This is a genomic window from Flavivirga jejuensis, assembly GCF_030540765.1.
GTDB lineage: Bacteria > Bacteroidota > Bacteroidia > Flavobacteriales > Flavobacteriaceae > Flavivirga > Flavivirga jejuensis.
This window is the reverse complement of the sequence record NZ_JAUOEL010000005.1, coordinates 272,575-287,665: the sequence shown is the minus strand read 5'-3', so window position 1 is coordinate 287,665 and position 15,091 is coordinate 272,575. Positions and strand designations below refer to the sequence as shown.

At 31.7% G+C, this 15,091-nt stretch carries 10 protein-coding genes; 3 read left to right on the top strand and 7 right to left on the bottom strand.

The window, feature by feature from the left end; genetic code table 11:
• Positions 1-5: 5 nt before the first annotated feature.
• Positions 6-542, bottom strand: a complete 537-nt coding sequence (locus Q4Q40_RS15185; RefSeq protein WP_303302752.1) for a YceD family protein — start codon at positions 540-542, stop codon at positions 6-8.
• Between the two features lie 78 nt (positions 543-620).
• Positions 621-1,661: a 4-hydroxythreonine-4-phosphate dehydrogenase PdxA gene (gene pdxA, locus Q4Q40_RS15180; protein WP_303302959.1), complete on the bottom strand. Its 1,041-nt coding sequence runs from the start codon at positions 1,659-1,661 to the stop codon at positions 621-623.
• A gap of 110 nt (positions 1,662-1,771) precedes the next feature.
• On the opposite strand from pdxA, the gene Q4Q40_RS15175 reads away from it, so the two are divergent.
• Positions 1,772-2,362, top strand: a complete 591-nt coding sequence (locus tag Q4Q40_RS15175) for a riboflavin synthase (protein WP_303302751.1) — start codon at positions 1,772-1,774, stop codon at positions 2,360-2,362.
• A gap of 2 nt (positions 2,363-2,364) precedes the next feature.
• On the opposite strand, the gene Q4Q40_RS15170 is transcribed toward Q4Q40_RS15175, so the two are convergent.
• The gene (locus tag Q4Q40_RS15170) at positions 2,365-2,571 is read right to left on the bottom strand and encodes a PID-CTERM protein-sorting domain-containing protein (protein ID WP_303302750.1); all 207 of its coding nucleotides are present in this window, start codon (positions 2,569-2,571) and stop codon (positions 2,365-2,367) included.
• 920 nt (positions 2,572-3,491) lie between these two features.
• On the opposite strand from Q4Q40_RS15170, the gene Q4Q40_RS15165 reads away from it, so the two are divergent.
• Entirely contained in the window at positions 3,492-3,899 is a 408-nt protein-coding gene (locus Q4Q40_RS15165; RefSeq protein WP_303302749.1) for a DUF134 domain-containing protein, read from the top strand.
• Positions 3,900-4,009: 110 nt separating this feature from the next.
• Complete coding sequence (locus tag Q4Q40_RS15160; RefSeq protein ID WP_303302748.1) at positions 4,010-6,082, top strand: hypothetical protein; 2,073 nt, start codon at positions 4,010-4,012, stop codon at positions 6,080-6,082.
• 517 nt (positions 6,083-6,599) lie between these two features.
• On the opposite strand, the gene pafA is transcribed toward Q4Q40_RS15160, so the two are convergent.
• The 4 genes from pafA to Q4Q40_RS15140 all read right to left on the bottom strand — a co-directional run bounded on the left by pafA (position 6,600) and on the right by Q4Q40_RS15140 (position 15,091).
• The gene (pafA, locus tag Q4Q40_RS15155) at positions 6,600-8,237 is read right to left on the bottom strand and encodes an alkaline phosphatase PafA (RefSeq protein ID WP_303302746.1); all 1,638 of its coding nucleotides are present in this window, start codon (positions 8,235-8,237) and stop codon (positions 6,600-6,602) included.
• A gap of 12 nt (positions 8,238-8,249) precedes the next feature.
• Positions 8,250-9,938 (bottom strand): sialate O-acetylesterase, encoded by a 1,689-nt coding sequence (locus tag Q4Q40_RS15150; protein ID WP_303302745.1) that lies wholly within the window; start codon positions 9,936-9,938, stop codon positions 8,250-8,252.
• Positions 9,939-10,149: 211 nt separating this feature from the next.
• A complete protein-coding gene (locus tag Q4Q40_RS15145; protein ID WP_303302743.1) occupies positions 10,150-11,682 on the bottom strand; it encodes a RagB/SusD family nutrient uptake outer membrane protein in 1,533 nt (510 codons plus the stop codon).
• A gap of 10 nt (positions 11,683-11,692) precedes the next feature.
• Positions 11,693-15,091, bottom strand: coding sequence for a SusC/RagA family TonB-linked outer membrane protein (locus Q4Q40_RS15140; RefSeq protein ID WP_303302742.1), 3,399 nt, complete (start codon positions 15,089-15,091; stop codon positions 11,693-11,695).

Sequence of the window (15,091 nt, the reverse complement as noted above, 5' to 3'; positions counted from 1 at the left end):
TATATTTATTTATCCGTTAATAGTTTCTTTAATGTATTCCAACGAGGATCGATATCCTCTTTTTCTTTATCTTCTTTAAGCCTTGGGCTTAATTCTTCTAATTTTTTAAGTATGTCTGAATCTAAAGTTCCATCTTCAACTCCTGGATGTATTCTTTTAGTAGGTACAGCAAGTACAATTAATTCGTAAATGTATTGTTCTATACTAATTTCATAAGTTCCATGAGGAACTATAAGAATATCAATATACTCATCATTAAACTCATCACCAAAATTCACCACTAAATCAAACTCATTTTCTATAATTTGATTAAATGGCTCGTTTGTTACATCGCAATTAACATTAACCCATCCTGAAACTTCAAAATGTAATTCAAGTAGTGTCGCCTTTTTTTCTAGCACAACATTTACATTGATATTTACACCATTAAACTCTTCATACTCAAAATGTTCAAAGAACGCTTGTTCAATTTTGTACTCAAAAAGATGTTTCCCGATTTTTAACCCTACAAATGGAATTGTAAACTCTTTCAATGGCTTCATTCTCTCATCTATTTTGAGCCTGCAAATATATGAATTTTTATTTACGCGACATACTTATAAACATTTTTTTGTTTATATCTATTTCTTTATCTTCTTTAACGGATTTGAGGTAAGCACTTCATAATCAAATCTATTCTTAAATATCTGTATGGCAGTAAAAACAGCTTCCTTAAATGAGCTTGAATCTGCTTCTCCTTTTCCTGCTATTTCGTAAGCGGTACCATGATCTGGGGACGTTCTTACTTTGTTTAGCCCTGCTGTAAAATTAACACCCTGACCAAAAGATAGTGTTTTAAAAGGAATTAAACCTTGATCGTGATATGTTGCAATTATAGCATCGAAATTTTTATAATTACTAGATCCAAAAAAACTATCTGCAGCATAAGGACCATAAACTAATTTCCCTGCTTCTTTAATTTTTTTAAGTGTAGGTCTTAAAATAGCATCATCTTCACTACCTATTACACCATTATCACCAGTATGTGGATTAATGCCCAAAACAGCTATTTTAGGTTTATTTATTTTAAAATCTTTTTTAAGAGACTCATAAACTATATTTATTTTTTTCACAATTAAGTCCTCCGAAATATGCTCAACAATATCTTTTACTGGCACATGGTCTGTTAAGAGTCCAACTCTTAATGATTCGGTTACCATAAACATTAGGCTTTCTCCTTCTAGCTGTTGTGCTAAATAATCGGTATGTCCAGGAAACTTAAAGTCTTCCGACTGAATATTATGTTTATTTATAGGTGCTGTGACTAAAACATGAACATCATTGTTTTTTAATGCTTTTGTTGCTACCTCTAAAGATTTTATGGCATACGTTCCTATTTTAACATTCTCTTTTCCAAAATCTATCTTAACAGGTTCATTCCAACAATTAAATACATTAACTTTCCCTATAGCTAATTGATTTATATTATTAATATTATGGAAATTAATATTAGATTTAAAATGGGTTTTAAAAAAATTCATAGTTTTTGCAGAAGCAAAAATTACTGGTGTACAGAAATCTAAAATTCTAGCATCTTCAAATGTTTTTAAAACGATCTCACCTCCAATACCATTTAAATCTCCAATTGATATTCCTACTATTATATTTTCTGCTTTCATCATTAAAATAACAACTTTTGTTTGTAATTTTGATCTCATACCAAATAAGCACAATAACCTATCATATTTGTTTATTTGGTATCGCAAATTTAACCAAATAAACAGAGAATAATATGTTTACCGGAATTATTGAAGACATAGGTGTTGTTTCTAACTTAAAGGAAGAGCTAGATAACCTTCATATATCTATTAAAAGCAATATTACAAACGAACTAAAAATTGACCAGAGTGTTGCTCATAATGGCGTATGCTTAACAGTTGTACATATAGACAATGATGAATATACAGTTACCGCTATAAAAGAAACCTTAGACAAAACAAATCTTCATACTCTAAAAGCTAAAGATAAAGTGAATTTAGAGCGTGCCATGAAACTAGGAGACAGACTTGATGGGCATATCGTACAAGGTCATGTAGACCAAACGGCAACTTGTATTAATATTGAAGAAGCTAACGGTAGCTGGGTTTTTACCTTTACTTACGATTCTTCTCTTAATAATATTACAATAGAAAAAGGCTCTATAACTATTAATGGCACAAGTTTAACAGTTGTAAACTCAAAAAAAGACACTTTTAGCGTTGCCATTATACCTTATACATACAGTCACACAAATTTTAATACTTTTAAAATAGGCACTATAGTTAATTTAGAATTTGATGTTTTAGGAAAGTATGTCGCTAAACTAGTAGAACTGAATAAGTGAAATTAATGATTATTCTTAGTCAATAATTTTCTTACCCCATAAAACATAGCGAAAACAACACCAAACAATACACCTCCATCAATAGGTAATCCTGGCGGTACAGGTGGTGGTCCTGGCGGAGCAGGAGCAGGAAGATCTTGAGCAAAGCACACTAAACTTATTAATACAAATAAGACCGAGGCTAATATTCTTTTGTTTTGTACTTTCATTGGGCAACAAATGTATTAAAAAAAGTGAGGACACAAAAAAAACATGTCATTATTTACAAAAAAACACCCACAAAACGTTATGAAATACCGTTGAAATGCTTTTTTTGACTTATAGCTAGATAATGTTCACTAATTACTTCTTAATAAAAAAAATCTCTTTTTTCTTATTTTTCGGAACAAATATATATCATTTAGTTAGAAAAAAATAAATTAAAATGTAAGCGACACATATTGAATATTTTATTGATTATAAAGAACCAAATATTTAATTACAACCCTGCAATAACTATTCTTTTTATAAAAAACCTACAAGCTTGACGAGCTCACATATTATTTAAGTAAAAATGTTAATGTTTTCGTTCCAACTAAATACTTAACTGCACAATAAAATGAAATTCACTCGAATTTGACAAATTTTATTCAAAATGTACAACAGTATTATTCATATTTTTATAATAATAAATTCATGAATCTCGCGTTTTCTCGAGAATGAGAATTTCAACAGAAACCACAATACAAGACAAAGCTCCAAGGAATTCTTTTCGATTAAAATAAGAAAAATATAAATCAAAAAAATTGTATTATGAACGCAGGTTCATTATTTTTACACAAAATATAAATCATGAAAACTTCATTGCTTTTAAAATCTTCTTTTTTAGTTTCATTAATACTATTTACTGTGGTACGTATTGCCTTATCGGAAAAATATTTTTAGGACTTTCAATGATTCTATTTCTTATTTTCACAAATATAAAATGTATTAAACCTAGACCCCACTAAATACTAAAAAAAGTTCAGCACAAGAAGCGAGACTAGCCAGCTTAACGGCATAGGCAAGTTCAACTTAAAATTTTGAACGTGTCTTACAGACTTATCAAAATTGAGTCTTTCTAATAAAAGAATTATTTAAAAAATTATAAATGCCACGACCGAAAAAGAAGAGAAAAGTTAATAATCCACCCAAAATGTATGGCTTTAAACCATTTGGAATTGCATTTTGTGACACAGAGCATATTATCATGCAATATGACGAATATGAAACGGTTAAATTAGTTATTTACAACGACCTTCAGCAAGACGTAGCAGCAGATAGGATGGAGATTTCACGACCTACGCTTACTAGGGTTTATAATAGTGCCTTAAAAAAAATAGCGCAAGCCTTTGTGGAAGGTAAATCGATTTTAATCAAAGGTGGCCATTTTGAGTTTGGAAAAGATTGGTATAAGTGTAAAAGCTGTTTTAAACTAATTTCGAGTATTGGAAATCAAACAAAATGTGATGATTGTCCTGCTCATAATATGGATAAACTAATAAATTTAAATGAATAAGTTATGCCAAATTTAGATCCAAAAACCAGCACAGCGTACGTTAAATAGTCATCCAAAATTATCCCCATTACTAACCTTCGTTCCGATGAACGTTTTAAATTAAAATACCCATGGAAAATAATACACTTATTGAAGATCAATATAAAAGAACAAGCTTATTTAGAAAAGAAAATGTTAATTATCTCGTCAGAGTTTTAAAAAGATTTAATACAGCTCCCAAGATAAATAACATAAATATTACGACTTCTAATACCGAACCTGATTTATTTAAAATTGTTCCCAACAAATCAATTAAAATAGGTTCGTCATTTTTAGATAAGCCTGTTTTAGCTTTAATTTATCTAAGATATGGTATTGAATGGCAACTTTGGTATAAAGCTTTAGGTGAAGAAAAAGCTGACACTATCTTATGTGATCTAGCAGCTCTTAAGGTTACTCAAGTATTTTACAAATTATTACAAAAAAAGGATAAAGAAAAATTAAAATCTCTTGATTATTTTTTAATTGATATAATCAAAAAAAATGAAGATTTAAATATTGAATCTTTATCAAAACATAAAGAACTACAATCTTTTCATGGATTAAATAGTTCAAACAAAATATTTAAAGAATCTTGGAAACCAATTCTTGAAAACTTAGCAAAACCAACAGAAGACTTATTGATGTCGGGTGGGGATCTTAGATTGAATATCGACGAATTTGAATTGTTAAATAAATATGGCTGCCGTCCATTTCCAAGACCCGAAGCATATACTTTTGCCTCATCAACCGCAACAAGCATATCAAATTTTGCTTTTGATAAAACAGACAAAACTAGAACTATATTAATTCAAAACAGCTTAAAAAAAGGTTTCAAAAATACTATCCTTGAATTTTCAGAATCGCTAAAAAACAACCTTCGGAAAATCCTTAAAATAAATCATGAATGTCAAATAATTTTTTCACCATCGGGTACTGATTCTGCACTTCAAATAGCAGCCATGACTCAGATTGTTTCTGATAAAGAAATTACGCATGTTTTAGTGGCTTCTGATGAAACAGGTAGTGGTGTTCCTGCAGCATTAAAAGGGTGTCATTTTGAAAATACAACGGCTTTGAATTATCCAATTAAAAAAGGGGATAAAATTGAAGGGTTTAGGGATGTTGACTTGATTAAAATTCCTCTAAGAGATGAAAATGGTGAATTAAAATCATCATTTCAATTAGATACAGAGGTTTTTAATGCCATTTCAAAAACGAATGAATTAGGAAGACATATCGTGTTACATGCCATGGATCAATCGAAATTAGGCTATCAATCACCTAGTGAGGAAATGATACAAAATTTGAAAAAAATTGACGGTTTATCAATACAAATTGTTGTAGATGGGTCACAACTTAGGTTAGATCCAAAAGACATACAAAATTATTTAAACAAAGGATATATTGTTACTATAACTGGAAGTAAATACTTTACAGGCCCTCCTTATTCGGGCGCACTAATTTTACCTAAAAGTGTTAGTAAATCAATTAATTCCCTAAAAAAGACTTTGCCAGAAGGCTTAACCAATTACTACAATCATTCAGATTGGCCAACATCTTGGTTCTGTTCAAAAGATTTATCTGATGGGTTTAATTATGGCTCATATATGCGCTGGAACGCTGCTATAACTGAAATGGACAGGTATTACAAAACACCCATTTTATATAGAAATTTAGGCATTGAAATGTTTTGCAATTTTGTTGAAGATTCTATTAAAGATTCCACTTTTTTAGAACCTCTTTTTGAAAATGAAACAAAAATTAATACTTATAACAGCGAAGCATTCGGGCTTAGAAATATTCGAACCATTTTCCCTTTCTTTATTCTTAAAAATAATAACGCGTTAACTGTTGATAATGTGAAAAAACTCTACGTATTGTTAAATTCTGATATATCTGATAAGTTTGAAGGATCTTCTTTTGAAACCATTAGGCTTGCTGCCCAAAAATGTCATACAGGACAAGCAGTTAATGTGAAATATGGTAATGATTTTCAAAGTGCTGTATTAAGAATTAGTTTGGGTGCCAGAGTTATTTCCGAAAGTTGGGTTAATAGAGATATTAGCATCTATTTTAGAAACATAGAAACACAAATGAATCAGGTTACTGTAATTATAAAAAAGATAGAATTGATTCTAAGTAATCCTGAGTTGTTGGATTAAATAAGGGTTTAAAATGATATAGATGTATAATTTTTAGCTTCTTTGAAAGATTGAGACCCTAATCAAGTACTTTTGATCCATTAAAGATCTTATAAACAGAAGATAATATTCCCAAGGCGCAGAGTATTTTGCAACGCAACGCTTTGATAGAACAGGCAATCGAAGATTACATACGCATACAGCTAATGGGTTGTTATATTCGGATTTTAGAACACCATCATTGGATTATGAAGATTTAATTACACTCACAACCTGAGTTCGACGTAAGGAAAATGAAGTTGTTTTTTTTGTAAAATACTACCTACAAGACACTTATATTAATAAAGTGAATTTTAGATATCTGAAACAGATTCAAATCTATTAGTTTCAAACTAAAAACCAATATTAAGCTCATAAAATCTAAAATGCTGTGATGTCAAAGACTTCTTCTTCAAAAATGAGTTGCAACTAAAATTTTAATAATTATTCTTTTATTTTAAAATTCATTGTAATTAATCAATAAATATTTCAATCTATTTTATTTTTGAAACAACTCTTCAATGGGGCTCCTATTACTTGTATTTGGCAATGGAATATTTAATAACATGGAAAGCGTTGGTGCAATTTGAGTGATGACATGTTTTTTAATAGTTTCTCCTTTTTGTATTTTATCTCCGTACCATAATAAAGGAACATGTGTATCGCTTGTATACATACTACCGTGTGTTGTTCCATAAGGCCTTTCTACCATCCATCCTGAATGAAAATGCATTAAAATATCCCCTGAGTTTTCCAAATAAAAACTATTATTAATTAAGGATTTCGTGTTATTTTCGTAAGAATTACTACGAAGTAAATTGGGAGTAAAAACCGCTTTAATACCTACTATAGTTTTTAAAAAAGAAGCCGCTTTTTTAATTACCAATTCTTTAGTGCCTGTCTTTTTATTAAAATAAATCTGTGTTTTATCTATAAAAGCGATATAATCAGATTCTCCAAATTCTTCAGACAAATAAGCATTAAGCGCTTTTTTTATCTTCATTGGATCATAAAACATCCCAGGTAACCTTGCCTGTTCTAAAAAATAAGGATTATCACTAGACCCATGATCTGCGGTTAAAAACAGGGTATAGTTTCCCTTCCCCACTTCTTCATCTAAAGTCTTTAAAAGTGTTCCTATTTCGCGATCCATTCTAACATAGGTATCTTCTAATTCTTTTGATCTAATCCCAAAATAATGACCTACATAGTCTGTAGCAGAATAACTTATTGTTAAAAAATCTGTTTCTTCTCCTTGTCCTAAACGCTCGCTTTTAATAGCTTTCAATGCTAATTCCGTTATTAATGTGTTACCATAGGGTACTTCTGTAAGTAACTTAAAATTACCATTACTTTTTCGAAGTTTTTTTAAATGATATGGAAATGTAGCAGTTTCTTTATCTTCATAAATTTTCTCAAAAGACACATTATCGGCTCCACTATGTGTATAATTCTCAATTGGCAAATAAGGTTTCCAAGTAAGATTTAATAAGGAGTCTGCTTTATGATAATTATTAAATGCTATTAACCACTCTGGAAGTTGCTTTACATAATATGTACTAGACACAAAATTTCCATTTTCAGGATTATACCAATAAGCAGCATCTGCCAAATGACCTGCTGGAAAAATGGCACCTCGATCTTTGAGTGATATGCCTATAACTTTAGACCTACCGCTACTAAATAACTTTAATTCATCTGTAATGGTGGTCGTTTTTATTTTTTTGGGAGACCTATTTCCTCTTGAAGGATTAACTGTTTGTTTTTTATTAGAATCAACAAGTTTTACGGTTGTGTCTTCCGCACAATACATCGTTTTTTTCAACACTCTATTATACCACTCATTACTTACTATACCATGATTTGCTGGTGTTGTTCCTGTATAAATAGAAGCGTGACCTGGCCCAGTAGCCGTTGGTATATAATTATAATGAATATTTTTCACATTAAACCCATCCCTCAATAGTCTTTTAAAACCCTCCTCTGTATAATTATCTTGAAAGCGGTATAAATATTCTGCTCGCATTTGATCTATTACAATCCCAACTATTAATTTTGGTTTACGTTCCTGTTGTGCGACTAATGTCTTAAGACAAAGGATATGTATTACAAAAATGATCTTAAATAGTATTCGCATTTTATTAAAGTATTAATTATGTAATCCTTTTGACCTTAAATATTCTAACACGATTTCTGGTCTATCTGTTTGAATGATAGAAGTTCCTTGGTCTAACACCCAACTCAAATGAGTATCTGGATTGTCTACTATTTTCTCATCTGTATGACCTGCACTATGAAAAGGCTCTAGGGTATTCATCCATAACCATAAGCCTTTACTTTTTGCATTAGGTATCATTTGTAGCAAAGTATCTTGTTCTGTTAATGCCCTAGTTTGTAGGATAACCGATTGGGTCTTTTTTAAAAAGGTATCTAAGTACTTTTTAGGGTATTTTGTGTCGTGCTTTATTTTAGGCATATAGAGTACACTATCTATTAAATTACCCGAAAGTTTTTGCAGTTTTTTATACGGGTAATAGCTACTAAAAATGGCTTGGTCTAAAGTTTTTGTTTTTTTAAGAATCTCATATACTAAGGGTATATGATCTTCTCCTTTATCAATATTGATAAGAATTTTTCCTTTTACTTTTTCAAGCGCCTCCTCAAGTGTTGGTATTTTGCTTCCAGTTAGATCGTCCAATCCGTCTTTCAATCTACATTTCGTCAAGGATTTATAAGTTATATTCTTAACTAAACCCAAACAATTCGTTGTTCTATCTAAAGTTTTATCATGCATTAATATTGGAATACTATCTGCTGTTACTGCAATATCAATTTCAACAATATCAACCCCCATATCTATAGCCATTTCGATTGCTTGCAAAGAATTCTCTGTTCCATGGCGCCAATCTCCTCTATGAGCAGCCACCATCACATAGTTGTTTGTTGGTTTAAGCAACATTTCTTTTAATGCCTTAAAAGAACTTGCCATCGTAGCCGTTAGAATTTTATGCTTTGGAAGGTTTTTAATTTCTAAATATTTTCTAGCATAACGTAATCCTAACAAGCGTTGAGATTTACTATCAAAATGATGTTCGTCAAAATTTGTAAGACCATCGGAAGAAACAAGAAAAGCATTCGGAACTGTTGTTTCTATTTTGGAAATCTCATTACGAATATTTAAATATTCTGGATTCCAGAGTCCTAGTTGTCCGCAGATTATTGGAAGTTTTGGACTGTTTAAATCATTCCTATAATCAGTTACAAGCAGATTTAATTTTTTAAGATAGTCTTTATAATTATTACGATTAGACTCTCCTTGATGCCAAATAATGGCTTCTAATGTTCCGGAAGGCACCTTTTTTTGTGCTTTCTGAATACGTTCTATCGTTTTTTTGTAATACGCTGTAGTATCTCCTTTCATAAAATGTTCTATGGCTGTTCCTCCTCTAGCATTCACTACAAGTAAAATAGTATCTCTTGGATACGCATTGTGTATGGCTTTCGCAAAAGAATACGCAGGCCCTAGTCTTTGCCTATACGCCTCTTTTTTTACATTTGAATAAAGGTTTAAAGGGTTGCGTGCCCGTATAAACTTTTCTTGATCATCCAAAACATAGACATTGGGAATGTCTTTAAAATCTATTTCTTCAATGGCAGCTCTTCCTGCCATATTAGATTGCCCTGCAAAAATGAATATTTTTTTTTGCGCATCTGCATTTTGCTGTAGAAATAAAGCAGCTAAAACAATAATTTTAACTAGTAAACTCTTTGAAAACAGATCTGTTTTTATAGAATAATCCATCATTTTATTTAGGTTTTCAATTAAGATAAATATCATTTTTTTATTGGTATTGTTAATACCTAATCATGATAAAAAAAGCTGTCTAAAAAGTGATGAACTTTCATTTAGAGCAAAGGAATAATCTTATTTATCTAAAAATCAAAACATTGAAATTTTAAAAGATTCTTCATGCCATTCAGAATGACACTTTTCAAACAGCCTCTTGTAAAAAACTAATTCAGCAAACTACTATAACAATTCTTAAAATTTAATACCCTGGGTTTTGTGGCAATAAATTTGGATTTGCTTCTATTTCCGTTTGGGGAATAGGTAATAATTCATTCCTGTTTACTGTAAAGCCTCTATCTACGGTAGCATTTTCTTCTACAATAGCATTAATTGTATTTTCGGCTATACCAAGTGTAATTAAATCAAACCAACGTTGACCTTCAAAAGCTAATTCTACTCTACGTTCATGAATTATTTCATCTTTAAGAGCACTTTGCGAAAGACCTGATAAAGCAGGTAATCCAGCTCTATCTCTTACTAAGTTCAATGGTGTATGACCATCGCCACCTGTTTCGTTCAAAGCTTCTGCTTCCATTAATAATATATCAGCATATCGTAATACAGGCACATCTAATGTTCCTTCATTAAAACTTGAAGTAAAATCGGTTGTACAAAACTTATTTACAAATAAATTTGTAGCTGTACCAGGTGAATTAGAACTTACAAAACCTCCTGTATCGGTTCCGTCATAAGTTAATCCATTAAAAGTAAGTCCCTCGTGCATAATATTTACACTTAACCTAGGGTCTCTACCCACATAAGTATCATCAATTGGGTTATAATCTGAACCATCTGCATAATCATAAGCATCTGCAAAATTTTGATGAATATGCATAAATAATGCCCCAGCATCCCATGAAAATTCTTCTTTATAAGAGGTTGAGAGATCGATAGAGCTAAATTTTACTGAAAAAATAAATTCAGAATTACCCTCATTAGCTTCTGTAAATAACGATTTATAATCATTATCAGGTGTGTCTGTATCTACTAAACTATGCCCGCCATTTATTGCGGCCGATTTTGCAGCATTTATTGCCGTAAGAGCATTTGCCCAAGTTTGGTTACCTATTCTTGCTTCGTATAGCATTACTTTTGCGTGAAAACCTAAAACGGCTTGTTTAGTTAGCCTTCCGTCTGAAGATACAGCGTTTAAAAGTGCTGCAGTAGCTGCGAATTCGTCTAATACAAAATCAATAACTGTATTACGATCCGTTCTACTTATTTGTAATGCTTCCTCTCTAGACATAGTAGTTAATGTAAAAGGGACATCTCCAAATAAGTACACTAACTTCATATAAGCTAGTGCTCTTAAGGCTCTAGCTTCGGCCTTAGCAGCAATTAAGTCTTCGTCATCTGGCGCTATACCCTCTATAAGATCTGCATTATCTAATAACAGATTAGCCCTTTGAATTACTACATAGCCATCTTGATACATGTCTATAAATGATGAAGCGACTTGTAGTTGCGAACCAGCAGCAAAAGCAAACATATCAGGTGTAAAATTAGAAACAACGATACAATTATCACTTATACCATCTAACTGCAATTGTTTACCATACACACCATTAAGTTGCAAGGCATCATAAATACCGTGCAATCCAGCATTCAAATTTTCTCCAGAAATATAAAAATTTTCAGAAGCAATCGAATTTAAGGGTTCTAATTCTAAACTATCACATGAGATATTCGTGATGCATAAAAATAATATGCATGTTTTTATAAATAATTTCATAATATAATTTTTAAAATTTTAAATTAAGTCCAAGTGTAATAACCTTTGATTGAGGCATAGTTGCTGCAAAATGATTTGTAAATGCATTTCTCTCTGGGTCTAAATCATCAAGATTTGACTTTGTCCATAAATTTTGCCCACTTACATAAAGTCTTAAATAATCAATTGAAAATTTTTCTAATATTTCCTCTGGTAATGTGTATCCTATAACAATATTTTTCAATCGTAAATAAGACCTATCAATAATCCAATTAGACGTTTGTGCTAGACCACCAACACCTTCTATAGTATTTCCGTTCCAACCTTCTCGGTCAACAAATATTCTTGGCACCGTATTACTACGGTTTTCTTCTGTCCAACCACCTAACCAATATTCTCTTAAACCTGAATGTCCAAAATTACCTGTATATCTATTTACTAACGAATTTGCAGTACCAATACCTTGGAACAATACTCCTAAATCCCATCTTTTATATTCAAAATCTAAGTTAAAACCATATAGCCATTCTGGGTTTGGATTACCAATAACAACCATATCGTCCTCGTTGATTGCGCCGTCATTGTTTTGATCTGTATATTTGATATCACCAGCACGTGGTTCATTATTTCCTAACCAGCTAGTATCAAGAGGGTCAACTAAATCGCCATTAGTATCAAAATCTTCTACTTGATAGATTCCTCCAAATTCATGACCGAAAAAAGAATTAATAGGCTCTCCACGAATTAACCAACCTTGACCAACACGTCTTCTATCATCTTCACTAGATAAACTAGGGTCAATTTCAAGAACTTTATTTTTAACATGTGTTACATTTCCACCTATTGAGATTTTTAAATCACCAATGTTGTGGTATGTATTAAGTGATATATCGAATCCTTTATTTTCTATGGAAGCTGCATTAATAGATATATCGGAATCTACACCACTGGTAAGTGGGTTTGCAAGGTCTGTTAAAATACCTAGACTCTTTTTTATATAATAATCTGCTTCCAAAGACACTTTTCCACCAAAAAACTTAACATCAAAACCAATATCATTCACAGTAGTTTCTTCCCATGCCAAATCTGGGTTCCCTAATTTAGTTAATGCAGCCCCAGAAACACCATCATAATCGGTACCTAAAACTACTTCAGATGCATACGGATATAAATTAGAACTTTGAACTCCTAATTTTCCCCAAGAACCTCTTAGTTTTAAATGGCTAACAAAATCTCCTTTCCAAAAATCTTCTTTTGAAAGTACATAACCTACAGATACTCCAGGAAAAGTTGCCCATCTGCTCTCTGAACCAAATCTTGAAGACCCATCTCGTCTTACATTTGCTTCTAATAAATATTTGTCTTTGTAATTATAATTTAACCTACCAAAAACAGACTGTAATGCCCATTCACCACCGTAATTTGTAATATCTACCGCTTCGGTTCCATTTCCTATTCTAACTAAAGATGTAGACCCAAACCCTTTTTCGAATGTCGCTATTCTTCTAACGGTTGATGTTTCTTGATTAGCACCAATAAGAAAATTAAAATTATGATCTCCTATAGATTTTTCATAAGTAGCTTGTAACCAATTGGTATAATTAAGTATAGTAGACTCTCTTGCTATTAAAACACTACCTGCCTCACGAGTAGCTGAAAGATTACCAAATCTATCATATTGTTCATGCTCTAAACGAATATCCTCATGTGATTCTTGTTGAAAGTTTATTGCAGATGTATATCTAACTTTAAGCCCTTCTAAAGGTGCGTATTCTACAAAAGCGTTACCTAAAAACTCATTACCATCTATATTTACCCATTGGTTATCTATTAATGCCTGTGGGTTATGACGTTGTGATCTTGATGACTCGCCACCTGTACCACCATACCTTCCAAACTCATCATAAACGAATGCGTTTGGCGCACTTACATTAAGTATGGTAAATAAAAAGCTTCCTTTATTTCCGTCACCTGAATATGTAGGAACAACCCCTTGACCTTCTGCTGATGATATACCACGACTAGTACTAGTTGCTGGAGCATCATTTTTTGGAGCTTGTCTATTATCAGTATTTACATAAGATAATGACGTACCGACTTTAATTTTATCACTTACTTTAACGTCTAAATTTAATCGCGTGTTTAGTCGTTTTAAATAGTAATCGCCTTCTAAATAACTATTTTGATCTAAATAACTTGTAGACCAACGGTATTTAACATTTTCTGAGCCTCCAGAAACAGCAACATCATGATTTTGTACAGAACCCGTATTAACGTAATCTCCAAGCCAATCTTTAGATCCTAAAGCTGCAATCTCATCTATTAATTCTGGTGTAAAAGGGTGAGTTCTTCCAGAATATTCGGCAGCTTTAACATATGTTTCTAAATATGTTTTAGTATCTGTTACCGTATTAGCTAAAACTGTTGGAGAGGTTACACCATAGTATGTATTATAAGTTACAGAAGGTGCTCCAATGGCCCCTCTTTTTGTCGTAATTAACACAACGCCATTTGCAGCTCTTGTTCCATAAATAGACGCAGATGCCGCATCCTTCAATACATTTATAGATTCAATATCATTTGAATTAACACTATTCAATGGTCCCTCTATACCATCAATTAAAACTAATGGATCTGAGTCGTTTAAAGTACCTATACCTCTAATATTAACAGTAGCGGTATCTGCACCAGGTTCTCCTGAATTGGTATTTATAAACACCCCCGAAGCGACTCCTTGTAATGCCTGTGAACCCTGTGTAATTGGTCTTTTATTTATATCATCGCCTTTTACACTTACTACAGATCCCGTAAGGTTTACTTTCTTTTGTGAACCATAACCAACAACAACTATTTCGTCTAATTTAGCAGAATCTTCACTTAAAGCGGCATTAATTGTTGTTTGTCCATTTACAGGAACTTCGCTTGTTAAAAAGCCTAAGTATGAAATAACGAGTATCGATTTTTTATTAGCTACAGTAATCGAAAAATTTCCATCAAAATCGGTTTGTGAGCCGTTTGTTGTTCCTTTTTCTATGATGTTTGCTCCTGGTAATGGTTGTCCATTGGCATCTTTAACTGTTCCTTTTAGGTTATAACCTTGTTGGACAATGACTTTTCTTTTAGGTTTTTCTTTTATTAAAATAGCATTATTAGCAGTTACCGTAATGTCTAGATTTTCCAGCGATAAGCTTTTTTTCAACAACTTATTGGTACTTATAATGCCTTTTTTTAATTCTACCTTGGGAAGGTTATTAAATATGCCTTCTTCGTAAAAAAATTTATAATCCGTTTGATCCATGATTAAGTCAAACACCTCATCAACTGTTAATGTTCGTGATTCTTCTATCTTAATTTTAGAATTTTGTGATACAACATTATCAGGTATTAAAGCAAAAACAGAAGTGAAACATAAGAAAATGAATGTTCTCAT

Bases quoted from the DNA above. Each gene is read 5' to 3' on its own strand.
- Q4Q40_RS15185 (WP_303302752.1), bottom strand. From the start codon at position 542: ATGAAGCCATTGAAAGAGTTTACAATTCCATTTGTAGGGTTAAAAATC.
- pdxA (WP_303302959.1), bottom strand. From the start codon at position 1,661: ATGATGAAAGCAGAAAATATAATAGTAGGAATATCAATTGGAGATTTA.
- Q4Q40_RS15175 (WP_303302751.1), top strand. From the start codon at position 1,772: ATGTTTACCGGAATTATTGAAGACATAGGTGTTGTTTCTAACTTAAAG.
- Q4Q40_RS15170 (WP_303302750.1), bottom strand. From the start codon at position 2,571: ATGAAAGTACAAAACAAAAGAATATTAGCCTCGGTCTTATTTGTATTA.
- Q4Q40_RS15165 (WP_303302749.1), top strand. From the start codon at position 3,492: ATGCCACGACCGAAAAAGAAGAGAAAAGTTAATAATCCACCCAAAATG.
- Q4Q40_RS15160 (WP_303302748.1), top strand. From the start codon at position 4,010: ATGGAAAATAATACACTTATTGAAGATCAATATAAAAGAACAAGCTTA.
- pafA (WP_303302746.1), bottom strand. From the start codon at position 8,237: ATGCGAATACTATTTAAGATCATTTTTGTAATACATATCCTTTGTCTT.
- Q4Q40_RS15150 (WP_303302745.1), bottom strand. From the start codon at position 9,938: ATGATATTTATCTTAATTGAAAACCTAAATAAAATGATGGATTATTCT.
- Q4Q40_RS15145 (WP_303302743.1), bottom strand. From the start codon at position 11,682: ATGAAATTATTTATAAAAACATGCATATTATTTTTATGCATCACGAAT.
- Q4Q40_RS15140 (WP_303302742.1), bottom strand. From the start codon at position 15,091: ATGAGAACATTCATTTTCTTATGTTTCACTTCTGTTTTTGCTTTAATA.